Below are 24,949 nucleotides of genomic sequence, written 5' to 3'. Positions count from 1 at the left end.
CTGGGCCTTTCCGCTTTGGCACTGGGGACCAGGGCATGGTTGGGGGCAGCATGCGCAGATTTTATATTTCACTTCTCTGGTCATCGGCTTTGGGTTCGTCGATCCTGGCAGGCGCGGCATTCGCCCAGGAGGCCACCCCAACGGATAGTCAGGGAGCCACCGTGCTCGACCAGATCCTGGTCACCGGCCGCAATGAAAGGTCCATTTCCAGCGTTGCCCAGTCTGTCCAGGTCGTGGAACGGGAACAGGTCGAGGAAGCTGCGCAGGAGAACATCGACGCCGCGACCCTGATCAGCCGCATCGTCCCCGGCTACGCGCCACGCAACCAGACCATTTCGGGCGCCTCGGAAACCTTCCGCGGGCGCAGCGTGCTCATCATGGTCGACGGCGTGCCGCGCAACACGCCGCTGCGTGACGTGTCACGCATCCTGTCGATGATCGACCTGAATTCGGTTGAGCGCATCGAGGTCATCAACGGTGCGTCCAGCCTCTATGGCGCCGGCGCCACCGGCGGCACGATCAACTTCATCACCAAGCGCGGCGACAGCGACAAGCCGAAGGTGACGGTGCGCACCGGCGTCACCGCCTTCACCGAGAATACCGGCAAATCGGCCGGGCCCAGCACCAGCGTTTCGGTCGAGGGCAAGAAAGGCGATTTCGACTATTTCTTCTCGGCCTCCGGCGATCTGTCGCGCCGCACCTATGACGGCCACGGCAACGAGATGGCTTCCGACGCCATGCTTGGGCAAGGCGGCGGCGACCGCACCGGCACGGGCAATCTGTTCGGCGTGGCCGGTTATCAGTTCGATGCGCGGCGCTTTGAGGTCAGTGTCGACTGGACCTATGCCAACCAGAAGCCGGACTGGTTCACCGATTACACGACCAATCCTGTCTCCCCGGATTTCGGCGATCCCTATGAAGGCAAGCCGCTGAAGGAAGATTCGAAATACCTGACCGCCAAATACACCGACAGCGACTTCGCGCTCGGAAACCTCGAGGTCAAGGCGTTCTACAACGACATCTTCAAGCAGTCGCCCTTCACCAAATTCTCTGCCGTCAACAGCCAGGTCTACCTGCCGACAAACCCGACGCGGCCGGTGATCCTGCCGCCGGGCACGGACCCGACGGCCGACTTCAACCAGACGGCGCTGCAGTCACGGCGCAGCGGCGTCAATCTGACCGTCAACACGCCGATGGACTTCATAAAGGAGGGCAGCACGCTGACCTGGGGCGCCGACTACGTCTTCGATGCCACCGATCAACAGCTGACCAACGGTCAGGACGCCATCTCGCCCACGACCCAGAACTCGGTCGCCTTGTTTGCGCAGGGCGAAATTCCGGTGACGGATCGTTTTCGCATCAGCGGCGGGGCGCGCTTCGACCAGTTCTACCTCAATGTCGAGGATTTCACCCGGCCCGCCGCAGCCGTCCTGCTTGGCAGCAACATCATCGGCCTGCCGGCGATCCGGGTGACCGGCGGGTTGTTCGACTACAACGCCGTCACCTTCAATGTCGGCGCCGTCTACGACCTGACCGAAAGGATGCAGCTTTTCGGCAATTTTTCGCAAGGCTACAGCCTGACCGACATTGGCGGCTTCACCCGCCGCGCCGGGTTGAACTCCAACGCTGAAACCTGCGACGCCTACGGCACGGCCATCAGGCCGCTGCTGCCGTGCACCAATGCGCCGGACTATGCGATCAGCTATGCCGATATCGCACCGGAACCCCAGCTGGTGAACACTTGGGAAGCCGGCCTGCGCGGCGACTGGGGCGACTATCGTGGTGGCGTCAGCACCTATCTGTCGACCTCGGACAACGGCGTCAGCTACGACATCGCAAACAACCGGGTGTCGCAGCAGAAGGAACGCATCTGGGGCGTCGAAGCCAATATCGAGGCCGACCTCAGCGGCATGTTCACGCTTGGCGGATCGGTCGGCTATGTCGAAGGCAAATACGATGCGGATCGCGACGGCCACATCGAAGCCAACGAATATTTGCCCAACAACCGCATTCCCTCGACCTACAAGGGGCTGGTCTATCTCACGACCCATTTCGAGAACGAGCTGACCCTGCGCAGCGAGCTGGAGCTGTTTTCCGGCCGCGACCGCATCGCCACCCAGGAACTGGACGGTGCCGCGCTGGTCAATCTCGCCGTCTCGAAGAAGTTCGCCAATGAGACCGTGCTGAACCTTGCGGTGCGCAACGTGTTCGACACCTACTACATCAACCCTTCCGCATCGGCGACGCGCGGTGCCGACGTTCCCGGTCTGGGACGTTCGGTCGCGCTGTCCTACCAGATCACCTTCTGAGGGGCGGCGATGGCGGTGTCTCTCCAACGAAACGGTGCATTGGTCTCGCTGCTGGCAGAGGCTCCCGCCGATCCGGCGGATGGCGGGGCCTATGTCGAGGCGCTCGGCCGCCTTTCGCTGGAACAAGAGCCGTTCGTGCTGCTGGTCGATATCGGCATCGAGATCGCGCTAAGCGACACCCAGCGCAAGGCGCAAAACCTCTGGTACAAGGCAGAACACGAGCGGCTCGAAAAGGTCTGCCGCGCCTGCGCGCTGGTGCGCCCCGCGGCCGACGCGAACATGCAGCGCGTCTGGCAAAGCCTGCTCGGCTTTCCGGTGCTCGTCACCCGCAGCCGGGCGGAGGCCGACGCCTTCCTGAGCGGCTACGCGCCGAAGGGACATGCCAAATGAGCGGCGACGCCGACCGACCGGCGCCTGCCGGGCTTTCGCGCCTGCGGCTCTTCGTCGTCCTGGCCTGCCTCTATCTGGCGCAGGCCATTCCGAGCTATCTGTTCGCGGCGGCGATCCCGCCGATCCTGCGCGAGCAGGGCGTCTCGCGCACCGCCATCGGCATGATGGCGCTGCTGATGCTGCCGCTGGTGTTGAAATTCCTGTGGGCGCCGCTGGTCGACCGCTTCCGGCCGCTGGCCCGCGCGCATCGCGCCGGCTGGGTCATCATCACCCAGATCGGCGTCATCGCCGGCATCGCCGCCATGCTGTGGATCGAGCCGACCGATGTCACCGGTATCTTTGCCGTCGGCCTTGTCGTGAGCCTGCTGATGTCGACGCAGGACATCGCCACCGATGGCTACGCAGCCAAATATCTCGATCCGAAGGACAGGCCGATCGGCAATGCGATCCAGGGCGGCGCCGTGGCGCTCGGTGTCGTTCTCGGCGGCACGCTCGGCCTGTTGGCCTATCATCATGCCGGTTGGCAGACCATGGTGGCCATGGTGGCCGCGCTGTCCGTCATACCGCTGTTCGCCGCCTTCGCCATGCGCGAGACGGATCCCGTCGCCAGCGCGCCGCAGCCGGTCATAAGCCGCCCCTCCATCCTGCGCTTCCTGCGCCGGCCCGAGGCGCGCCAGATCCTCTGGATCGCACTCATCTACCGCGCCAGCGAAGGGCTGGTGAAGTCGATGGAGGGTTCCTATCTCGTCGATGCCGGCGTGCCGCTCGACATCATCGGTTACCTCTCGGGCGGTGCCGCGCTCACCGTCGGGCTCGGCGGCTCGGCGCTGGCAGCGTGGCTGCTGCACAAAAGGGGCGCCGCTTCGGTGCTCGGGCTGCTCGGCGCGCTGCGCACCTTATGCTTCCTGATCTTCGCGCTGCATGCTTTCGGCGCCATTGCCGGCTTCTGGCCGATCTTCGGCGCCTCGTTCCTGCAGACGCTGGTGCGCTACATGGAGATCGTGGCGCTCTACAGCCTGTTCATGACTGTTACCTCGTCGGACCAGCCGGGCACCGATTTCACCATCCTGTCCTGCGCCCAGCTCATCGTCTACCTCGTCGGCTCCATGGTTGCCGGGCGCCTCGCCGACATGCTCGGCTACGCCGCGCTGTTCACCCTGGCGACCGTGCTGTCGGCCATTGCCGTGATGGCGACCTATCGCATGCTGAACGCCCATTTTGCCGATGCCGCAAAAGCCCGTCCGGGCGCTCCGAGGCAGCCGCTGCCGGAGGTCGCCGAATGAGCGCGGTTTGGCTAGTGCTTGCGAAGCATGGCGGCGAGACAGGCGGCGGCCAGCGCCAGCGCCGCGCAGCCGGCCAGCGGCGCAAAGGGCCAGAGCGTGAAGGCAAAGCCGCCGGCCAATGCGCCGATGCTCTGGCCGAGCACATGGGTGCTGGTGAGCCAGCCGGCCGCGGCGCCTTGCTCGGCGGGCTCCAGGCGCTTCATCAGCCAGGCGGTGTAGCCGGGCGTCGCCAGCGCTATGCCGGCGGCCGCAACCACCAGGGCCGCTGCCGAGACGATATGGCTGGCCGTGACGGCCAGTATCGTCATGCCGGCGCAAACCAGGACGCAGCCGACGACAACACTGTTGCGCTCCGCCAACCGCAGGCGGGCTACGACCAGCCCCTGAATCAGAACCATGACGATGGCCACCAGCATCAAAGCGAGGCCGGTCACCGTCGTCGCCTGCGCCGCGCCAAGGGCGAAACGCTGCTGGACCATGGGGCCGAGCATCATCTGCACCTGTCCGAAGCCCAGCGTCAGGCACAAGCCGATCGCCAGGCAAGGCAGAGCGCGGCGATCGAAGGGCGATATTCCGCGGCCGGCATCGGCCGCCTTGGCATCGCTCTGTCCGCCGCTTTGCTCTCTGCCCGGCGCGAGCCACAGCAGCAGCGGACTGAACAGGAACAGGATGGGCGGCAGCAGCGGCGACAGCACGGCAGCCGCCGCCGGCAGCGCGCCGGCCAGCCGTCCCATGCTGACGCCGGCGCCGAGCAGCCCCAACGCGGCCTGGCGCCGGTCGTCGGCAACCGAGCGGCTGGCCCAGACCTGCGCAGTCGGCATGACGCCCGATGCGGCGAAGCCGTAGACGAAGCGCGAGAGCATCAGCAGGGCGATGCCGAGCGCGGCTTTGGTCCCGGCTGTCAGCAGCATGGCGAACACCGCCTGACCGGCCAGCATGGCGAGGCCAAGCAGGCGCAACAGCCTGGCGTGGCCAAGCCGTTCGCCCATGCGGCCCCACAGCGGCGAGCCGACCAGGAACGCCGCCGCGCCGACAGCGGTTGCCGCGCCGACGGCAAATGTGTCGAGCCTCAGCCGCTCCATCACCAGGGGAACGAGCGACACGAAGGCCGACTGGCCGAAGCCGATCGCGGAGACCGCGATTGCCAGGCGGCGCAGAAGCGAAGATCGTTTTTTCATATTGCTCATCACAACGAAAAGCTTATTTCTTATTTTTATTAGATGATCAATAGAAATATTGAATCTATAAAAGTATAATATCCTGTAGATGCAATATCGTTCAGAGTGTATGAGGACGGGTATGGAGCGAATAAGACCAGAAGCTTCCTCTGCATTAAGCCCGTTCCTCAACGCGTTGCTGCGGGAATGGGATGGCTGGGAATTCATCGACGCGAGCCAAACCGGATTGTTCCGGCCGCAGGCGAATGTGCTGCGCCTGAATTTCCCTGCCTCGCTCGCAGCGGTGCTTGTCGAGGCGCGGCATCGCTCGAAGGTCGGTTACCACGATTTCGCGATGCCGCTCTGGCGGCTCGATGCCGATGGCGAAGCGACCGAGCTTGACCTTTTCAGCCTTTTGGCGCTGATCCTGGCGGAGCCAGACATTGCCGGCCGGGCGACACCGAAAAGCCGGCTGACTTTCCTGCGCCGCAGCCTGGCCAGCATCGCCGCGATCGCAGAGGCGACTGCGGCCCGCGGATCGTCGCGGCCCTTCTCCGAACGCGATCCGGATTTCATCGAAGCCGAGAGCGCGCTGCGTTTTGGCCACGCCGTGCATCCGGCGCCGATGAGCCGCGAAGAATTCACGCAGACGGATTCCGAGCGCTTCGGACACGAATACGGCAAAGCGTTCAAACTGCGCTGGTGGGCCGTCGACCCGGCCATACTCGCCGGCGGCAGTGTCGAACCGCTTGAAATCACCGAGATGGCCCGCGGGCTCGCCGTCAGCGATGCGCAGCTGCTCGCCCGAGCCAGCCGGGAGCAAGGCAAGGTTCTCGTTCCGATGCATCCGTGGCAGGCGGCGCGGCTGATGCTGGAAGACCGCGTCGAAAGCCTGTTCCGCGCCGGCCGTATCGTCGATCTCGGGCTCGGCGGGCCAGCATGGCGGGCCACGACCTCGCTGCGTACGGTTCATTCAGCTGAAACCGAGTGGATGCTGAAATTCTCGCTCAGCCTGCGCCTGACCAACTCCCGGCGCATCGTTGAGGAACACGAATGCCGGCGCGGCCTTTCGGTGCACCGGCTGGTCAAGGGCAAACTTGGCGACGCCTTGAAGACCCGCTGCCCGACCATGACGGTGCTGGGCGAGCCGGGCTGGTTCGGCCTGCGCGACGAGGACGGCCGGCTGATGACGGACACCATCGTCTCGTTTCGCGAAAATCCGTTCCGCGGCACGGGCAGCCCGCGGGCTGCCGTTCTCGGCGCGCTTTGCGAGCGCCATCCCGGCTGTAGCGAGAGCCATCTGTCCGACCTGATCCGCCGCATCGCCCGCGACGAGAAGAGACCTGTCGAGGAAACGGCGCGTCAGTGGCTTCAGCGTTTCCTCGAAACCGCAATCGAGCCTTTTATCGTTGCCTTCTCGGAATTCGGCCTGCTGTTCGGCGCCCACCAGCAGAACCTTGTCGTCGGCCTTTCCGGAGGCTGGCCGAATGCGCTCTATTTCCGCGACTGCCAGGGCACCGGTTATGTCGAGGAATTCCTGCCCAGGCTGCGCGAATTCCTGCCCGAGGCCGGTCGGGCGGGAGATCATGTCTTCCCGGCGGAAGCAGCCGCGAAGCTGTTCGGCTACTATTTGATCGTCAACGGCGCCTTCGCCGCCATCGCAGCGCTTGCCGCCGCTGGCCTCGCCAGGGAAGACGACCTGCTGGTGATATTCCGCCGTTCGCTCGAGCGGCTGGCCGCCACGCCGATGGCCGACCGGTCCTGCGTCGACTATCTGCTCAACGCGCCGACACTAGCCGCCAAAGGCAATTTCCTGATCGCCCTGCGCGACATCAACGAGAACACCGAAGTGACCGACCCGCTGGCCGGTTACGTCGAGCTTCCCAACCCCCTGCATGTGAGAGAGTACGCATGAACATCGAGGCTGCGAAAAACTGGTCGCCCGCCACCGCTGCCGGCAACGAAGGATGGCAGCATTTGGCCTCGGCCGCGGAGCCGCTCGCCATCCGTGCCGGCGATGGCCATGTCAGCTTGGTCGATGCTGACGGAACAGCGGCCGGACAGGCCCGCATCTCCGTCGCGGATGGCCGCCTGCTGATCGATGACGTCGCCTTCGCCGGCGGACGTCTCGACCAACCGCAGATCCTGGCGGGTCTGGTCGAAGCCGCGCTGCGCCTGCATCCCTCGTTCGACCGCGCTTTCCTGCCGGTTGCCAAGACGCTGTGGCCGGTTTCGACGCTGGCCACCGAGGCGGCAGCGGGTGAACCGGAACGCGCGATCATCCATCGCTCGGTCCTGCGCCAGCTGCCGCTCTTGTGGCGCAGCCAGGCCTCGCATTCCACCTATCCGGCGCTGACGACCGCGATCGGCCCGGAAGACCGACTGCCGCCGTTGCGTCAGCCGCGTCCCTGCGGCCCGATGTACGAGCGCTGGATTGCCGAGATCGGCCTCACCGTGTCGCTGCGTCCGATCGACCGCCGGACCGATCTCGATCTCTTCCATCGCTGGATGAACGATGGCCGTGTCGCCTTTTTCTGGGAGCTTGCCCAGAGCCATGAGGAGCTCGACAAATATCTCGCCGAGCAGGAAAGCGATCCGCACATCTTCGGCGTCATCGCCAGTTTCGACGGCGAGCCAACCGGCTATTTCGAGTTCTACTGGGCCAAGGAGGATCGGCTCGGGCCCTATTACGAGCCGCTCGACTGGGACCGTGGCTGGCATGGGTTGATCGGCAATACGCGCCATCTCGGCCGGCCGAAGACACTGGCTCTGTTCCGTTCCGTTACCCACTATCTGTTCCTGGACGAGCCGCGCACGCAGCGCATCGTCGGCGAGCCGCGCGCGGCGCACCAGAAGATGCTGAGCTATTGCGCCGATGCCGCCTACGACAAGGTCAAGGAGTTCGATTTTCCGCACAAGCGCGCGGCGCTGGTCTGCTGCGAGCGCGAGCGCTTCTTCCGCGAGGTGCCGCTGTGACGGTGCAGCAACCGATCGCCAAGGCGGGGACACGCTGGACCGCGGTCAACCGCGAGGCGGTCGCCAAGGCCATTTCCGAACTGACCTTCGAGGAGTGCCTTTCGCCGCGCGAGCTTTTGCCCGGCCGATGGGAGCTGACGCCCGGCCCCGGCGTGACCTATCGTTTTGCCGCAACACGGCGCATATGGGGCCAGATCGCCGTCCGCCCCGAGACGCTGACCCGCGATGCCGGCATCGAGCTGCCGGTCGACGATGCGGTCGCCTTCTTCGCCGACGCACGCGAGACGCTTGGCATGTCGCCGGCAACGTTCTGCACCTATGCGAAGGAACTCTACAACACGCTGATGGCCGACATGCGCATTGCCAAGGCGCGCGGCAGCCGACCGGCGGCCGAGCTTGCGGCGCTGCCGGACACCGAGTTGCAGGCCTTGCTCGACGGCCATCCGAAGGCGCCTGCCAACAAGGGCCGGCTCGGCTGGGGGCGGGAGGATTTCGAGCGCTACGCGCCTGAATCCGTCGCGGCCGTCCAGCTCTTCTGGCTTGCCGCCGCACGCGACCGTTGTCAGCTGGCGCTCGACAGCGGGCTTGACGAAGAGGCGCTGCTGCAGGCCGCACTCGGTGGCGAGGAGCGCGCAAGGCTCGAAACGGCCTTCACCGCCGCTGGGGTCTCGCGGTCGACGCACAGGCTGCTGCCGGTGCACCCCTGGCAATGGCAGGCGATGATCGCCTCGCAATATGGTGGCGAGATTGCCGCCGGCCGGCTGGTGCCGCTTGGCCCGTTCGGCGACCCGTTCCTGCCCTTGCAGTCGCTGCGCACACTTGCCAATGCGGCACGGCCCGAGGCGCTGCACGTCAAGCTGCCGCTGACCATCCTCAACACCTCGGCCTGGCGCGGGGTGCCCGGAAAATACATGGAGATCGGCGCCGATCTGTCGCGCTGGCTGGCCACGGTGGCGGCCGCGGACCCGGTGCTCAAGAACGTCAAGGTCTTAAGGGAAGTCGCCGGCGCCTTCTATCCGCATCCGCACTACACCGGCGTTGATGGCGCGCCCTATCAGTTTTGCGAGATGCTGGGCGCCATCTGGCGCGAAAGCCCCGAAAAGGATCTGGCCACGGGCCAGCGCCCGATGATGATGGGCGCCTTGCCGCAGCGCGACGCCCATGGCCGGCCGATCGCCAGCGCCCTGATCGAACAATCCGGCCTTGGTCCGGAGGCATGGCTGGACCGCCTGTTCTCCACGGTCTTCGTGCCGCTCTACCACTTCATGTGCCGCTACGGCGTCGGCTTCATCGCCCATGGCCAGAACGTCACGATCATCCTCGACGGAGCGACGCCTGTCGGCGTGGCGGTCAAGGACTTTCAGGGCGACCTTGACCTGGTCGACCAGCCGTTTCCCGAACTTGCCGGCCTCGACCCAAAAATCCTGTCGACGCTGAAGCGCCGGCCGCCGGCGCATCTTCTCCAGCATTTGCAGACCGGCCACATCGTCAGCGTCCTGCGCTTTCTGTCCGAGGCGCTGGTCGCCTATGACCGCTTCGACGAGAGGACGTTCTACGGCATCCTCGCCGGCGCCATCCGGCGCTACCAGGTGCAGAATCCTGAACTGGCGGACCGGTTCGCGCTTTTCGATCTGTTTGCGCCAAAAATCCCGCGCATCGCCATCAACAAGGTGCGGTTCGCGATCGGCTATGGCGATAGCGGCGAACGCCCTCTGCCCGACCTCGGCACACCGCTCGACAATCCGCTCAACCCGAGTCAGCCCGGCGACCTCCCATCAGCCCAGCCAGCTCCAGAAGGAGTTCGCCATGACCCAAGCACTTGACCTCGCAGGCATCGGTATCGGGCCGTTCAACCTCAGCCTCGCCGCCCATCTCGATGCGGTGGACGGCGTCGAAGCGCGCTTCTTCGACCGGGCGACGCGGCTTGAATGGCACCCCGGCATGATGCTGCCGGGCGTCGAACTGCAGACGTCTTTTCTCAAGGACCTCGTCACCGCGACGCATCCGACCAGTCCATGGTCGTTCATGTCCTATCTGGTCGCGCAGAAGCGGTTCTACGAGTTTCTCAACGCGGATTTCTCCGCCATCCCGCGGCCGGAATTCGCCCGCTATCTCGCATGGGTCGGCGAGAACCTGTCTTCGCTGCGCTTTGCCAGTGCCGTCGATCAGATCGACTTCGACGGAACGAATTTCAGGCTCCGTATTGGCCGCGAGGAGGTGAGCGCGCGCAATCTTGCCATTGCCGTCGGGCTGAAGCCCAACATCCCTGCCTGGGCGCGAGCGGCGGCCTCCGACCAATGCTTCCACAACGCCCAGGCCACCAACCGTCTCAATCGCCTGACCGGGCAGCGTATTGCCGTCATCGGCGGTGGCCAGAGCGGCGCCGAAGTGCTGCTGCATCTGATCTCCTCCGACCGCTTTGCCGGCCGCGAGATCGAGTGGATCTCGATGCGGCCAAATTTCCTGCCGCTGGACGACTCGCCCTTCACCGACGAGCTCTTTACGCCGGGCTATGTGGAAAACTTCCATCGGCTGCCGCAAGGGCGGCGCGAGACCATCCTGGAACAGCAGCTGCTTGCCGGCGACGGCGCATCGACGAGCACGCTGAAGGCGATCTACCGCCGGCTTTACACGCTGCGGCATCTTTCCGAGGAGATGACGGCGGTCAACATGACGCCGCACCGCGAAGTGCTGAACGTGACACGGGAAGGCAGTGAATACCGGCTGATCATGCGCAACGGCTTCGACGGCGCCATCGAGACGCGTACCGTCGATGCGGTGGTGCTGGCCACCGGCTATGCCTTTGCGATTCCCGACTGCATGGCGCCGCTGATGGACAGGATCGCGCTGGACGAGCGCGGCCACTACCGGCTCAACGCCAGCTTCGAGGTTGAGTGGGACGGGCCGGATGACCGGCGCATCTACGCGCTCAATGCCGGCCGGCTCAGCCATGGCATAGCCGAGCCGCAGCTCAGCCTGATGGCCTGGCGCAGCGCCAAGATCGTCAATTCACTGCTCGGGAGGGCACATTTCGATCTCGATTTGCCCGACCCGCCGGTTGCCTGGAGTTCGAGGCATACGGCACAAAGCCTGCATCACCTCGGCACCAGTGCGAGGATGACCGAATCGGGTGCGCGCTGACATTTGGGCGTGGGCCGTAGGGCGGTTCGGCTCGCCTTCAGGTTGACATCGACCTGCAAAGCTTTTCTGTGAGAGAGATTGTTCGGTCCTGCTGGAGTTTCAGCGTATGAAAACCCTTGGCCTGCTCGGCGGCATGAGCTGGGAATCGACCGCCATCTACTACCGCCTGCTCAACGAGATTGTGCGCGAGCGATTGGGCGGGCTGCATTCGGCAAAGCTGCTGCTCCATTCCTTCGACTTCGCCGAGATCGCCGAGCGGCAGCATCACGGCGACTGGGACGGTGCGGGCGTGCTTCTGGCGGATGCCGCGCGTAAGCTGGAGGCGGGCGGCGCCGAGGGGCTGCTGATTTGCACCAACACAATGCACAAGCTCGCCGGCCAGGTGCAGGCGGCGGTGTCCATTCCACTTATCCACATCGTCGATGCCACGGCAGTGGCGGTCAAGGGCGCCGGCGTCAGACGGCCGGCGCTGCTGGCGACGCGTTTCACCATGGAGCAGGATTTCTACAAGGGCCGGCTGGCCGACAAATATGGCCTCGAGCCGATGGTGCCGGACCAGGCCGGCCGCGACATGGTGCATCGGGTGATCTATGACGAGCTCTGCCAGGGCATCGTCAGCGCACCATCGAAGGCGGCCTACCTCGACGAGGTCACCCGCTTGCGGCGCGATGAAAAGATTGACGGCGTCATCATGGGCTGCACCGAGATCGCCATGCTGATCGGCCAAGGCGATTTCGACATTCCAGTGTTCGACACCACGCGCATCCATGCCGAGGCGGCGGTCAATTTCGCGCTCTCTTGATGCGCCGTTGTTAAACTGCCCACCGCCATCTGGCGCGCAGTCTTTCCTTCGCTAGAATGCTCGCGATTTCAGAGAGCCATTTGCGAGGGGACAAAGATGGAGTTTGCGTTTCCGTGGCCGACCAGCCAGGGCGAATGGCTGGCGTGGTCGAGCGCCGTCGTCACCTTGGCGCTGGGCCTCATATTCTTCCTCGCGCCGGGGTTCGCCTTTCGCATCCTCAGGCTGCAGGTTCGACCGGAAAAGGCAGCGGCCATCGCCGAAGGGCGCGGCCGCATGTCGGGCTTCTATCTCGGCGTCAGCCTGTGCTGCATTCTTTTGGCGCAGCCATGGCTCTACATGGCGCTTGGCTTCTCCTGGCTGTTCACCGCTTTCGGCCGTTTGCTGTCGATGATGTCGGATGGCGCGAACACGCCTTTCAACTGGGCGTCGATCATTGTCGAGCTGGCGCTGGCCGCACTGCCGCTCGCCTTCGTCTTCGGCTTTCTGCCCTGAATCGGCGGGCAATCCGAAGGCTTTGGTTGAACTCTGCCGCCGGATGCGACAATAGTGCCTGAAAAGCATGCGGAACGACGCATTGCGGTCTTAAAATGCCTGTGCTAGACGGCAATCGACTTTCGGCCGGGGATAGCGGAAGCCGCGTCTTCGTGCTTGGAAAAACTTAGTAAGGTCAAAGATTTAGCCAGAGTTTTTTGCTCGCGCCAACAATCTGCGGCCTGTCAGACAAGAGAAAAGACGGTCCGTGGCTCAATCGTCATCGCCAATCTCAGGTGTCGCAGAACGCTACGCGGGTTCGCTGTTCGAACTCGCACTGCAGTCCAATTCAGTGGCCAAGGTCGAGGCCGACCTCAACAGTTTCGCTGAGATGCTGGATGGCAGCGCCGACCTGACCCGCCTCATCAACAGCCCGGTGTTCTCCAGCGAGGACCAGGCCAAGGCGATCGCGGCAATCGCCGACAAGGCCGGCATCACTGGTCTCACCGGCAATTTCCTGCGTGTTGTCGCCCGCAACCGTCGCCTCTTCGCTGTGCCCGGCATGATCAAGGCATTCCGCCAGATCGCCGCCGAGCATCGCGGCGAGACCGCTGCCGAGGTCACCTCGGCGCATGAACTGACGGCGGCGCAGCAGACCGAACTCAAGGCCGCGCTGAAAAGCGTCGCCGGCAAGGACGTGGCCATCGCCGTCACCGTCGATCCGTCACTGCTCGGCGGGCTGGTGGTCAAGATGGGCTCGCGCCAGATCGATACGTCGCTCAAAACCAAACTCAATTCGCTCAAGCTTGCACTGAAAGAGGTCGGCTGATGGACATCCGCGCCGCGGAAATTTCCGCAATTCTGAAAGACCAGATCAAGAATTTCGGCAAGGAGGCCGAGGTCTCCGAAGTTGGACAGGTGCTGTCCGTCGGTGACGGTATCGCCCGCGTCTATGGCCTCGACAATGTCCAGGCCGGCGAGATGGTCGAATTCCCCGGCGGCATCCGCGGCATGGCCCTCAACCTTGAAGCCGACAATGTCGGCGTCGTCATCTTCGGCGCCGACCGCGACATCAAGGAAGGCGACACCGTCAAGCGGACCGGCGCCATCGTCGATGCGCCAGTCGGCATGGGCCTGCTCGGCCGCGTCGTCGACGCGCTCGGCAACCCGATCGACGGTAAGGGCCCGATCAAGGCGACCGAACGCAAGCGCGTCGACGTCAAAGCGCCCGGCATCATCCCGCGCAAGTCGGTGAACGAGCCGATGTCGACCGGCCTCAAGGCCATCGACGCACTGATCCCGGTCGGCCGCGGCCAGCGCGAGCTGGTCATCGGTGACCGCCAGACCGGCAAGACCGCCATCATTCTCGACACGATGCTCAACCAGAAGGCGGTCCATGACAACGGCCCGGAGAAGGAAAAGCTCTACTGCGTCTACGTCGCCATCGGTCAGAAGCGCTCGACCGTCGCGCAGTTCGTGAAAGTGCTCGAAGAGCGCGGCGCGCTCGACTATTCGATCATCGTCGCGGCCACCGCTTCCGATCCGGCGCCGATGCAGTTCCTGGCGCCGTTCACCGCCTGCACCATGGGCGAATATTTCCGCGACAACGGCATGCACGCGCTGATCAGCTATGACGATCTGTCGAAGCAGGCCGTCGCCTATCGCCAGATGTCGCTCTTGCTGCGCCGCCCGCCGGGCCGCGAAGCCTATCCGGGCGACGTGTTCTACCTGCATTCGCGCCTGCTCGAGCGCGCCGCCAAGCTCAATGACGACAATGGCGGCGGTTCGCTGACCGCGCTGCCGATCATCGAGACGCAGGCCAACGACGTGTCGGCCTACATCCCGACCAACGTGATCTCGATCACCGACGGCCAGATCTTCCTCGAAACCAATCTGTTCTTCCAGGGCGTTCGCCCGGCCGTCAACGTCGGTCTGTCGGTGTCGCGCGTCGGTTCGTCGGCGCAGATCAAGGCGATGAAGCAGGTCGCCGGCTCCATCAAGGGCGAGCTTGCGCAGTACCGCGAAATGGCGGCCTTCGCGCAGTTCGGCTCCGATCTCGACGCCGCCACGCAGCGCCTGCTCAATCGCGGTTCGCGTCTGACCGAACTCCTGAAGCAGCCGCAGTTCTCGCCGCTCAAGGTCGAGGAACAGGTCGCGGTGATCTTCGCCGGTGTCAACGGCTACCTCGACAAGCTGGCGATCAATCAGGTCGGCAAGTTCGAGCATGGCCTGCTCAGCCACATGCGCTCGGCCGGTAAGGACGTGCTTGACGGCATCCGCAAGGAGAAGGCGCTGTCGGACGATCTGCGCGCCAAGCTGAAGGCCGAGATCGACGCCTTCGCCAAGACCTTCGCTTGAGAAAGCCGGACGCACGGGATCAGGTTTGAAGCATGCCTTCGTTAAAAGACCTTCGTAACCGTATCGCCTCGGTCAAGGCGACGCAGAAGATCACCAAGGCGATGCAGATGGTCGCCGCGGCGAAGCTGCGCCGCGCGCAGGAAGCCGCGGAAGCCGCGCGCCCCTATTCGGAGCGCATGGGTCTGGTGCTCGCCAACATCACGCAGGCGATCGGCGGCGGCGGCGATGCCCCGGCGCTGATGACCGGCACTGGCAAGGACGATGTGCATCTGCTCGTCGTCTGCACCGCCGAGCGCGGCCTGTGCGGCGGCTTCAATTCGCAGATTGCGCGCCTCGCCCGAGACCACATCCGCCGGCTGTTGGCCGACGGCAAGCAGGTCAAGATCATTTGCGTCGGCAAGAAGGGTTTCGACATCCTGCGCCGCGACTACGGTTCGATGATCCTCGAACGCGTCGATCTGCGTGAGGTCAAAACGCTCGGCTTCGTCAATGCCGACGCCATTGCTCGCAAGGTCATCCATCTGTTCGGCGAGGGCGGCTTCGACATCTGCACGCTGTTCTATTCGCAGTTCAAGTCGGTGATCAGCCAGATTCCGACGGCACAGCAGATCATCCCGGCCGGTGTGGCCTCCGCGCCCGCCGAGGCGACCGCCGGCGGCAATGCCGTCTACGAATACGAGCCGGAGCCAGGCGAAATCCTGACCGACCTCATTCCGCGCAACATCTCGGTCCAGGTCTTCCGCGCGCTGCTCGAAAACGCAGCCGGCGAGATGGGTGCCAAGATGAGCGCCATGGACAATGCGACGCGCAATGCCGGCGACATGATCAACAAGTTGTCGATCACCTACAACCGCCAGCGGCAGGCGCAGATCACCAAGGAACTGATCGAAATCATTTCGGGCGCCGAGGCGCTCTAGGCGCGGCCGCCAGGAGGTCATCGACCTTGTGGTGGAGCGTGAGAAACAAAGGACGAAAAGGGTAAAGACGATGGCGAAAGCAGCGACCCCGAAGGCGGCAGCTCCCAAAGCGGCCGCAAAGGCTCCGGCAACAGCGGCGAAGGCCGCTCCGGCCAAGACGGCGGCTGCGCCCGCCAAGGCAGCGGCCCCGGCCAAGGCTACGGCAGCGAAGACGACGGCCGCCGTTGTGAAGAAGACCGGCGTTGTCGGCAAGGTCCGCCAGGTCATCGGCGCTGTCGTCGACGTCCAGTTCGGCGATCACCTGCCGGCCATTCTGAACGCCATCGAGACGACCAATGTCGGCAATCGCCTGGTGCTCGAAGTTGCCCAGCATCTCGGTGAAAACACCGTGCGCTGCATCGCCATGGACTCCACCGAAGGTCTGGTTCGCGGTCAGGACGTCTATGACACTGGCGCGCCGATCACCGTGCCGGTCGGCCCGGGCATGCTCGGCCGCATCATCAACGTCATCGGCGAGCCGGTCGACGAAGAAGGCCCGGTCGACGGTATCGAAATGCGCGCCATTCACCAGCCGGCTCCGTCCTATGTCGAACAGTCGACGGAAGCGCAGATCCTGATCACCGGCATCAAGGTTCTCGACCTTCTGGCGCCCTACGCCCGCGGCGGCAAGATCGGCCTGTTCGGCGGTGCCGGCGTCGGCAAGACCGTGCTGATCCAGGAACTGATCAACAACGTCGCCAAGGCTCACGGCGGCTTCTCGGTGTTCGCCGGCGTCGGCGAGCGCACCCGCGAAGGCAACGATCTCTATCACGAGTTCATCGAGTCCGGCGTCAACAAGAAGGGCGGCGGCGAAGGCTCCAAGGCGGCACTGGTCTATGGCCAGATGAACGAGCCGCCGGGCGCACGTGCCCGCGTCGGCCTGACCGGTCTGACGGTCGCTGAATATTTCCGCGACCAGGGCCAGGATGTGCTGTTCTTCGTCGACAACATCTTCCGCTTCACGCAAGCGGGTTCGGAAGTGTCGGCGCTGCTCGGCCGTATTCCTTCGGCCGTGGGCTATCAGCCGACGCTGGCCACCGACATGGGCGCGCTACAGGAACGCATCACGACGACGACCAAGGGCTCGATCACCTCGGTGCAGGCGATCTACGTGCCCGCCGACGATTTGACCGATCCGGCGCCGGCAACCTCGTTCGCCCACCTTGACGCGACGACCGTGCTCAACCGCGCGATCTCGGAAAAAGGCATCTATCCGGCGGTCGATCCGCTCGATTCGACTTCGCGCATGCTCGACCCGCTGGTCGTCGGCGAAGAGCACTATGCCGTGGCTCGTCAGGTGCAGTCGATCCTCCAGCGCTACAAGTCGCTGCAGGACATCATCGCCATCCTGGGCATGGACGAGCTCTCGGAAGAGGACAAGCAGACCGTGGCTCGCGCCCGCAAGATCGAGCGCTTCCTGTCGCAGCCCTTCTTCGTCGCCGAAGTGTTCACCGGTTCGCCGGGCAAGCTGGTCGACCTCGCCGATACCATCAAGGGCTTCAAGGGCCTCTGCAACGGCGACTACGATCACCTGCCGGAAGCCGCCTTCTACATGGTCGGCGGCATCGACGAAGCGGTCGAGAAGGCACAGCGTCTCGCGGCTGAAGCGGCGTAAAGAAGCGAATAGCGAATAGGGAGTAGCGAATAGGGGAAATATGAGAGCGGGCTTCTTCACTACTCGCTACTCACTATTCCCTACTCGCTAGATTGATCATGGCTGAAGCTTTCCAATTCGAACTGGTCTCGCCGGAGCGGCTGCTCGTTTCCGAGCAGGTCGAAGCCGTCGTCATTCCGGGCGCCGAAGGCGAGATGACCGTGATGGCGCATCACGCGCCGGTCATGACCACGATCAAGCCGGGCGTCGTCACGGTGAAGACCGCCGGCGGCAAGGAAGAGCGCTATGTGGTGTTCGGCGGCTTTGCCGACATCCTGCCTTCCGGCTGCACGCTGCTGGCCGAATCGGCGGTTGCCGTCGGCGACATCGACCGCGCCGATCTCGCCCGCCGCATCCAGGACGCCAAGGAAGACGCTGCCGATGCCAAGGACGATCAGTCCCGCAGCAAGGCCGAGCAGTTCCTTAGCCAGCTCACCACGCTCGAAAGTGCGCTGCTGGCAGCTTAGGCCGCAGGCGAAAACAAACTACGAGACAGGCCGGGTTCAACTCGGCCTTTTTTGTGCCCACAGATATGGCTGAAGCACGTCAGCAGTCGGACGGAATGGCGACTTGCCGGCTCGGCAATGCGGGCTCTTTCGGATCAGAATCCGGGCCTGGATCGCCGTTAGGCCCGGCTCGTCTTTCCGAGCGCTGCGAGCGCAAGCGCTATCCCGCCTTGCCGGATATGGACGCGATGGGCGGCGACCAGTTCGATGAGCGGCTGACGCTCGGGCTTGCCGCTGGCGAAGCCGGCGAGGTCGAATACCGCCGCTACACGTTCCTGCGTCCGCCGTTCGCCGATAGCTGCCAGTGCGGCGTCGAGCGGATCGGTGAAGTGGGCTTCCGGCAAGCTTTTGCCGCGCGCCTCGCAGGCTGCGATCCAGGCGGCGATCACCAGCGTCAGATGCTCCGGGACCAGGCCGGCCTGGATACGCTCGATGGCGGAAGCGACGATGCGCTGCGGCAATTTCTGGCTGCCGTCATTGGCGATCTGCGCCGTGCGGTGCGCGAGTGCTGTGTTGGAGAAGCGCTCGGCAAGTTCGGCCGTATAGGCCGACGTGTCGAGCCCGGCATCGGCGGGCAAGGTAGGGATCGCTTCGGTCCAGAGCCGGTCGACGAATTCACGGATCGCCGGGTCGGCGAAGGCACGGTCGACGGTGGCATGGCCACCGAGCAGGCCGAGATAGGCGATGCCCGAATGGGCGCCGTTAAGCAGTCTCAGCTTCATGTCCTCGAACGGCCTGACATCCTCGACCATGGTGACGCCGAATTTTTCCCAGGCCGGTCGTCCCGCCGGGAACCTGTCTTCGATCACCCATTGCCGGAACGGCTCAGTCATCACCGGCCAGGCATCTTGGACGCCGAGCTCACCGGCGATGCGCGCGCGGTCGGCATCGATGGTTGCCGGCACGATGCGGTCGACCATGCTCGAGGGGAATGCCACCGCATCGACGATGTGTTCCGCGAGCAGGGCATCGCCCGATGCAGCGGCCCGGGCATCGCGCAATTTGGCGAACGCGATCAGCAACCGGTGCAGCGTGGCGCCGTTGGCCGGCAGGTTGTCGCAGCACAGCACGGTGAAGGGTGGCGTGCCGGCGGCACGGCGGTGCGCCAGCGCTTCAGCCAGAAAGCCATGCGCGGTTTTCGGCGATCCGGGATTGGCAAGATCGTGGACGATATCGGGATGTTTTTCGTCGAGGCTGCCGTCGGCTGCTCTCAAATAGGCCTTTTCGGTGATGGTCAGCGTGACGATGCGGGTGCGCGGATCGGTCAGCGCGGCGAGCACCGCGCCGGGATCTTCCGGCGCCACCAGCATCGACTGGATCGAGCCGATTATTTGAAGCGCTTCGCCATCGCTGCCGCGCACCGCCAGCGTGTAGAGCCCGTCCTGCGGCGTCAGCGCATCGCGCGTTTCGGGGCTGCGCAGCGACACGCCGATGATACCCCAGCCGCTCTCGCCGGCGGCCAGGCAGTCATCGACATAGGCTGCCTGATGGGCGCGGTGAAAGGCGCCGACGCCGAGATGGACGATGCCTGGGGCGACGGCGGCGCGGTCATAGGCCGGGATCGCAACCGAGGCCGGCAAGGATCGCACCGTGTCGTTGCAAAGGCGTCTGGTTGTCATGGTTTGGCTTGTCGGGCTCGGATTGATCGGTCGGGAGGCTAGCGGCGTAACATCCGTTCTCCCGCCGCACAATGACCCGGTGTTGGCTAAAAGTCATCATACAACAATCCAATTTTTGTATGTTGACATTACTTCTTCCCAATCCTACCGATAGCGCCCTTGGGAGGAGTGACGTGGCAGGATTGACCCACCCCGATCTGCTTTTTGCCGCTGAAGGGCGTGCGCTTTCGATCGCGCGCGATCTCTATGCCGGGGTCAAGGACCTGCCAATCGTCAGCCCGCACGGCCACACCGATCCACGCTGGTATGCGCTCAACGAGCCGTTTCCGGACCCGGCGCAATTGCTGGTCGCGCCCGACCACTACATTTTCCGTATGCTGTTCAGCCAGGGCGTGCGGCTGGAGGATCTCGGCATATCACCGCTCGACGGCTCGCCGGTCGAGAGCGACCCAAGGGCGATCTGGCGGCGCTTTGCCGAGCATTATTACCTGTTTCGCGGCACGCCGACGCGACTGTGGCTCGACCATGTGCTCGAGCATCTGTTCGGCATTGAAGAGCAGCTCAGCGCCAGCACTGCCGACCGCCACTACGATACCATCGCCGGCCTGCTCAAACAGGACGACTATCGCCCGCGTGCACTGTTCGAGCGCTTCAACATCGAGGTCATTGCGACGACCGAGGGGGCGCTGGACGATCTCCAATGGCACAAGGCGATCCGCGACAGCGCCTGGCAAGGTCGCGTGGTCACCGCCTACCGGCCGGATGCCGTCGTCGATCCAGACTTCGAGGGCTTCTTAGGCAACCTCGACCGTCTCGGCGAGGTCAGCGGCTGCGATACCGGCACATGGGCCGGCTATCTCGACGCGCATCGCCAGCGCCGCGCCTTCTTCAAGACGTTCGGTGCGACCTCGTCCGACCATGGCCATCCGACGGCCGAGACCGCCAATCTTTCCGACGCGGCGGCGGAAGAGCTGTTCAACCGCATCCGCCACGGCTCCGACGACGAGCGCGAGCGCAAACTGTTTCGCGCCCAGATGCTGACCGAAATGGCCAAGATGAGCCGCGACGACGGGCTGGTGATGCAGATCCATCCCGGTTCCTGGCGCAACCATTCGCCCGGCATTTTCCAGAAATTCGGCCGTGACAAGGGCTTCGACATTCCGACCCGCACCGATTATGCGGCAGCGCTCAAACCTTTGCTCGACTGCGTCGGGCTAGAACGCGACCTGACCATCATCCTGTTCACGCTCGACGAGACGAGCTATGCGCGCGAACTGGCGCCGCTCGCCGGCGTCTATCCGGCGCTGAAGCTCGGACCTGCCTGGTGGTTCCACGACAGCCCGGAAGGCATGCGCCGCTTCCGCGAGATGACCACCGAGACCGCCGGCTTCTACAACACCGTCGGTTTCAATGACGACACCCGCGCCTTTCCATCCATACCCGCGCGTCACGATGTGGCGCGCCGGGTCGACTGCGCCTTTCTCGCCCGTCTCGTCGCCGAACACCGGCTACGGGAGGACGAGGCGCACGAGTTGGCGCGGGAGCTTGCCTACACGCTTGCCAAGAAGGCGTATCGGCTCTGAGCCGGGCGCTTTGATTTCTACAAGGGAGGAAGACAGTCATGTTGCATTTTTCAAAACTGACGGCAGCCACATTCGCCTTCGGCTCACTGATGATCGGCGTCGCCAACGCCCAGACCGTGCTGCGTTCGGCCGACACCCATCCGGATGGATATCCGACCGTCGAGGCCGTCAAATATATGGGCGAGCTGATCAAGGAGCGCACCGCCGGGCGCTATTCGGTGGAGGTCTATCATTCGGCGCAGCTCGGCGAAGAGAAGGACACGATCGAGCAGACGCAGACCGGTGTCATCGATTTGAACCGCGTCTCGATGGGGCCGTTCAACGGCATCGTGCCGGAAACCGCTGTGCCGTCGCTGCCCTACATGTTCCGCTCGGTCGACCAGATGCGCCATGTCATGGACGGGCCGATCGGTGACGAGATCCTGAAGGCCTTCGAGGCGCATGATCTGGTCGGTCTCGCCTTCTACGATTCCGGTGCGCGTTCCTTCTACAACACCAAGAAGGACATCACCTCGATCGCCGATCTCAAGGGCATGAAGTTCCGCGTCATCCAGTCCGACGTGTTCGTCGACATGGTCAATGCGCTCGGCGCCAACGCCACGCCGATGGCCTATGGCGAGGTCTATTCGGCGCTCGAAACCGGCGTCATCGACGGCGCCGAGAACAACTGGCCGAGCTTCGAATCCGCCAAGCACTATGAGGTCGCCAAGCACTACACCGTCGACCAGCACCAGATCGTGCCGGAAGTGCTGGTGATGGCGAAGCCGAGCTGGGACAAGCTGTCGCCGGAAGACCAGGCGATCGTCAAGCAGGCGGCAAAGGACAGCGTCGTCAAGATGCGCGAACTGTGGGATGCGCAGGAGAAGAAGTCGCGCGACATCGTCGAGAAGGCCGGCGTCAAGGTCAGCGAGATCGACAAGCAGCCGCTGATCGATGCGATGAAGCCGGTTTACGACAAGTACCTGTCGACGCCGGAACTCAAGGATCTCGCCACGCGCATCCAGGCAACCAAGTAATCTCCTGGCGGGGCGGCAGAGCGGCGCCCCGCCAATCATTTCAGGAACGGAAGGCCGGGAGGATCGGATGACTGCGGGAAATGCCAGGAGCGGCGCGCCGCCGCGCTTCAGCGCGGTGCTCTCGAAGATTTGCGACGGCGCGCTCTATCTCGCCTGTGTCGGGATGGTCGTCATGACCGCGCTTGTGGCCTACCAGGTGTTTTCCCGCTTCGTGCTCAACGCGTCGCCGAGCTGGACGGAAGTCACCGCCATCATGCTGATGAACTGGTTCATCTTCCTGGGCGCGGCGGTCGGCGTGCGCGAGAACTACCATATGGGCTTCGACGTGCTGCTCTACATCCTGCCGAAAGGCAGCAAATGGGCGCTGCGCACATTGTCCGACCTGATCGCGTTCGGCTTTGGCTTCGGCATGGTCTGGTATGGTTGCAAGCTGGTCGGGTTGACCTGGCACACCGTCATTCCGGCGCTCGAACTTCCGGGCGGTTTCGACTATCTGCCGCTGGTCGCCGGCGGCGTTTTGATCTGCCTGTTCTCGGCCGAACGCATCGTGCTGCGCTGGTCGGGCGTCGACATCGACAAGGACATCAATCTCGAAGACGTGCCGGAAATGCCGGCCGTGCAGGAGGCCTAGATGGAACTCTGGATCCTGTTCGGCGTCTTCACGCTGTTGATGTTTGCCGGTACGCCAATCGCGTTTTGCCTGGGTGCGGCATCTTTCGCCACCGTGCTTTATCTCGGCCTGCCGCCCCTGGTGGTCTTCCAGCAATTGAAATCAGGCATGTCGGCGTTCTCGCTGATGGCGATCCCGTTCTTCATCTTCGCCGGCGACCTGATGGTGCGCGGCGGCATCGCGCAGCGCATCGTCTCCTTTGCTGGCTCACTGGTCGGCCATGTCCGCGGCGGGCTCGGTCAGGTCAACATCATCGCCGCGACATTGTTCGGCGGCATTTCCGGCTCGGCGGTGGCTGAAGCCGCCGCCGTCGGCGGGCTGATGATTCCGCAGATGAAAGAGCGCGGCTACGGCGCGGACTACGCTGTCAACGTCACCTCGATGGCGGCGCTGATCGCGCTGCTTTTGCCGCCGTCGCAGAACATGATCATCTATTCGATCGCCGGCGGCGGCAAGATTTCGATCGCCGACCTGTTCACCGCCGGCATCCTGCCCGGTCTGCTGTTCGCCGCGTCGCTGATGGTCACCGCCTATTTTGTCGCCCGCAGCCGCGGTTATCCGGTCGAGGCCTTCCCCGGCTTCTCGCGCGTCGGCCAGCTGGCGGTGATCGCGGTGCCCGGGCTCTTGCTCATCGGCATCATCTTCGGCGGCGTTCGCTCGGGTATTTTCACGGCGACGGAAAGCTCCTGCATCGCCATCATCTACGCCTTGCTGGTCACCGTCTTCGTCTACCGGTCGATGGCCTGGAGCGATTTCGTCCATGCCACTAAGGGCGCGGTGCGCACGACCTCGATGGTGCTGCTGATCATCGGCACGGCGGCCTCGTTCAGCTGGCTGATGGCCTATCTCAAAGTGCCGGTGCTGCTTATCGCGGGGATGAACGCCATCTCCACCGACCCACTGGTGGTGCTGCTTTTGCTCAACGTCCTGATGCTGCTGCTCGGCACCTTCATGGATATGGGGCCGATGATCATCATCTGTACGCCGATCTTCCTGCCGCTGGTGACGCATTACGGCGTCGACCCCGTGCATTTCGGCGTCATCACCATCCTAAACCTCGGCATCGGGTTGAACACGCCGCCGGTCGGCACGGTGCAGTTCGTCGCCTGCGCCGTGGGAAAGATCACGGTGTGGGAAGCGATGCGGTCGATCTGGCCGTTCTATGGCGCGGGTATCGTGGTCCTCGGGCTGGTGACGTATATTCCGGCGATCTCGCTCTGGCTGCCGAGTGTCTTCAAATAGGGCGTCTTCAAACAGGGGTGCGACATGGCATCGGATAGCGCTGTTGATCTCAGGGTCGAGAGAAAACCCAAACTGTCGGAGACTGTCGTCGCGGCGATCCGCAAGCAGCTGCATGCGGGCGAGATCCTACCGGGCCACAAATTGCCGACCGAGGGACAGTTGACCGAGACTTTCGGCGTCAGCCGCACCGTCATCCGCGAGGCGCTGGCCAAGCTTGCCGCCGACGGCCTGGTCGAGGCGCGCCAGGGTGCCGGCGTCTTCGTCACCGAACACATCTCGACCATGTTCGGCGCGCTTGCCGCCGACATGGGAGCCAAGGATTCGGTCGCGCTCAACGTGCTCGAAGTGCGCCTGGCCGTCGAAATCGAATCGGCGGGGCTCGCCGCCATCCGCCGCAATGCGGCGCAGGAAGCGGCGATCCAGGAAGCCTTCTTCGAATTCGAGCGCCTGCTTCTCAACAGCGAGCCGACCGGTCCGGCCGATCTCGCTTTCCACCGGGCAATCGCCAGCGCCACCAACAACCCGTTCTATGTCGAGATGCTCGATGTGCTGGGCCGGCGAGCCATTCCCTGCGACGTGACCTCGCCCTGGTCGACCGAACTGGTGCAGTCCGACAGCTATCAGCGCGGGCTGCAGCGAGAGCATCTGGTGATCCTGAATGCGATCACGTCAGGCGACGCCGAAGCCGCGCGCGAGGCGATGCGCGCCCATCTCACCGCCAGCCAGCAGCGTTATCGCGAGCGCCTGCACGCACGCCAGGTCTTTTATGCCGACTCGGTCAAGGCGGCGGAAACCGAATAGAAGAATCAGCTGGAG

At 64.2% G+C, this 24,949-nt stretch carries 21 protein-coding genes; 19 read left to right on the top strand and 2 right to left on the bottom strand.

Translation table 11 applies throughout. From position 1 onward, the window contains the following. Window positions 1-50: 50 nt before the first annotated feature. Genes AC1D1N_RS02200 through AC1D1N_RS02190 form a run of 3 tightly spaced genes read left to right on the top strand, consistent with a single transcriptional unit; the run spans window position 51 to window position 3,982 of the window. A complete protein-coding gene (locus tag AC1D1N_RS02200; protein WP_477346311.1) occupies window positions 51-2,309 on the top strand; it encodes a TonB-dependent receptor in 2,259 nt (752 codons plus the stop codon). 39 nt (window positions 2,310-2,348) lie between these two features. Beyond that, a complete protein-coding gene (locus AC1D1N_RS02195) occupies window positions 2,349-2,699 on the top strand; it encodes a hypothetical protein (protein ID WP_477346309.1) in 351 nt (116 codons plus the stop codon). Continuing rightward, entirely contained in the window at window positions 2,696-3,982 is a 1,287-nt protein-coding gene (locus AC1D1N_RS02190; RefSeq protein WP_477346307.1) for a RhtX/FptX family siderophore transporter, read from the top strand. Before AC1D1N_RS02195 ends, AC1D1N_RS02190 begins: the two co-directional genes overlap by 4 nt. 11 nt (window positions 3,983-3,993) lie before the next feature. Here AC1D1N_RS02190 and AC1D1N_RS02185 read toward each other — a convergent pair whose 3' ends face one another. Continuing rightward, on the bottom strand, window positions 3,994-5,160 hold the full coding sequence (locus AC1D1N_RS02185; protein ID WP_477346305.1) for an MFS transporter: 1,167 nt from the start codon (window positions 5,158-5,160) through the stop codon (window positions 3,994-3,996). A gap of 121 nt (window positions 5,161-5,281) precedes the next feature. Between AC1D1N_RS02185 and AC1D1N_RS02180 the strand changes: the two genes are divergently transcribed. From AC1D1N_RS02180 to AC1D1N_RS02130, 11 genes are all read left to right on the top strand, one after another. Beyond that, on the top strand, window positions 5,282-7,054 hold the full coding sequence (locus AC1D1N_RS02180) for an IucA/IucC family protein (RefSeq protein ID WP_477346304.1): 1,773 nt from the start codon (window positions 5,282-5,284) through the stop codon (window positions 7,052-7,054). Beyond that, complete coding sequence (locus tag AC1D1N_RS02175; protein WP_477346303.1) at window positions 7,051-8,115, top strand: GNAT family N-acetyltransferase; 1,065 nt, start codon at window positions 7,051-7,053, stop codon at window positions 8,113-8,115. Before AC1D1N_RS02180 ends, AC1D1N_RS02175 begins: the two co-directional genes overlap by 4 nt. Further along, the gene (locus AC1D1N_RS02170; RefSeq protein WP_477346302.1) at window positions 8,112-9,938 is read left to right on the top strand and encodes an IucA/IucC family protein; all 1,827 of its coding nucleotides are present in this window, start codon (window positions 8,112-8,114) and stop codon (window positions 9,936-9,938) included. The genes AC1D1N_RS02175 and AC1D1N_RS02170 overlap by 4 nt, the downstream gene beginning before the upstream one ends. Beyond that, window positions 9,922-11,256: a lysine N(6)-hydroxylase/L-ornithine N(5)-oxygenase family protein gene (locus tag AC1D1N_RS02165; protein WP_477346301.1), complete on the top strand. Its 1,335-nt coding sequence runs from the start codon at window positions 9,922-9,924 to the stop codon at window positions 11,254-11,256. Before AC1D1N_RS02170 ends, AC1D1N_RS02165 begins: the two co-directional genes overlap by 17 nt. A 106-nt stretch (window positions 11,257-11,362) precedes the next feature. Next, entirely contained in the window at window positions 11,363-12,058 is a 696-nt protein-coding gene (locus tag AC1D1N_RS02160) for an aspartate/glutamate racemase family protein (RefSeq protein WP_477346300.1), read from the top strand. Window positions 12,059-12,154: 96 nt separating this feature from the next. After that, window positions 12,155-12,550 carry an AGROH133_08824 family phage infection protein gene (locus tag AC1D1N_RS02155; RefSeq protein WP_477346299.1) on the top strand — a complete coding sequence of 132 codons (396 nt, stop codon included), beginning with the start codon at window positions 12,155-12,157 and terminating at the stop codon, window positions 12,548-12,550. A gap of 247 nt (window positions 12,551-12,797) precedes the next feature. Further along, entirely contained in the window at window positions 12,798-13,358 is a 561-nt protein-coding gene (locus AC1D1N_RS02150) for a F0F1 ATP synthase subunit delta (protein ID WP_477346298.1), read from the top strand. Then, complete coding sequence (gene atpA / locus AC1D1N_RS02145) at window positions 13,358-14,887, top strand: F0F1 ATP synthase subunit alpha (protein ID WP_023822025.1); 1,530 nt, start codon at window positions 13,358-13,360, stop codon at window positions 14,885-14,887. Before AC1D1N_RS02150 ends, atpA begins: the two co-directional genes overlap by 1 nt. A gap of 32 nt (window positions 14,888-14,919) precedes the next feature. Beyond that, window positions 14,920-15,804 carry a F0F1 ATP synthase subunit gamma gene (locus AC1D1N_RS02140; protein ID WP_112559755.1) on the top strand — a complete coding sequence of 295 codons (885 nt, stop codon included), beginning with the start codon at window positions 14,920-14,922 and terminating at the stop codon, window positions 15,802-15,804. 70 nt (window positions 15,805-15,874) lie between these two features. Further along, window positions 15,875-17,458, top strand: a complete 1,584-nt coding sequence (gene atpD / locus AC1D1N_RS02135) for a F0F1 ATP synthase subunit beta (protein WP_162712003.1) — start codon at window positions 15,875-15,877, stop codon at window positions 17,456-17,458. Between the two features lie 98 nt (window positions 17,459-17,556). Beyond that, window positions 17,557-17,964, top strand: a complete 408-nt coding sequence (locus AC1D1N_RS02130) for a F0F1 ATP synthase subunit epsilon (RefSeq protein WP_477346297.1) — start codon at window positions 17,557-17,559, stop codon at window positions 17,962-17,964. A gap of 158 nt (window positions 17,965-18,122) precedes the next feature. Here AC1D1N_RS02130 and AC1D1N_RS02125 read toward each other — a convergent pair whose 3' ends face one another. Next, window positions 18,123-19,622 carry a mannitol dehydrogenase family protein gene (locus AC1D1N_RS02125; protein WP_477346296.1) on the bottom strand — a complete coding sequence of 500 codons (1,500 nt, stop codon included), beginning with the start codon at window positions 19,620-19,622 and terminating at the stop codon, window positions 18,123-18,125. Window positions 19,623-19,795: 173 nt separating this feature from the next. On the opposite strand from AC1D1N_RS02125, the gene uxaC reads away from it, so the two are divergent. The 5 genes from uxaC to AC1D1N_RS02100 all read left to right on the top strand — a co-directional run bounded on the left by uxaC (window position 19,796) and on the right by AC1D1N_RS02100 (window position 24,934). After that, complete coding sequence (gene uxaC, locus AC1D1N_RS02120) at window positions 19,796-21,205, top strand: glucuronate isomerase (protein ID WP_477346295.1); 1,410 nt, start codon at window positions 19,796-19,798, stop codon at window positions 21,203-21,205. A gap of 38 nt (window positions 21,206-21,243) precedes the next feature. Beyond that, window positions 21,244-22,221 carry a TRAP transporter substrate-binding protein gene (locus AC1D1N_RS02115; protein WP_477346294.1) on the top strand — a complete coding sequence of 326 codons (978 nt, stop codon included), beginning with the start codon at window positions 21,244-21,246 and terminating at the stop codon, window positions 22,219-22,221. Window positions 22,222-22,288: 67 nt separating this feature from the next. Beyond that, on the top strand, window positions 22,289-22,852 hold the full coding sequence (locus tag AC1D1N_RS02110; protein WP_477346293.1) for a TRAP transporter small permease: 564 nt from the start codon (window positions 22,289-22,291) through the stop codon (window positions 22,850-22,852). Then, the gene (locus AC1D1N_RS02105; protein ID WP_203280293.1) at window positions 22,853-24,133 is read left to right on the top strand and encodes a TRAP transporter large permease; all 1,281 of its coding nucleotides are present in this window, start codon (window positions 22,853-22,855) and stop codon (window positions 24,131-24,133) included. A 24-nt stretch (window positions 24,134-24,157) separates the two neighbouring features. Beyond that, window positions 24,158-24,934, top strand: a complete 777-nt coding sequence (locus tag AC1D1N_RS02100) for a FadR/GntR family transcriptional regulator (protein WP_192252646.1) — start codon at window positions 24,158-24,160, stop codon at window positions 24,932-24,934. The last annotated feature ends 15 nt before the right edge of the window (window positions 24,935-24,949 follow it).

The organism is Mesorhizobium sp. P2_B5 (assembly GCF_056404775.1).
The sequence above is the reverse complement of the archived record's forward strand: the minus strand, read 5'-3'. Positions and strand labels throughout refer to the sequence as shown.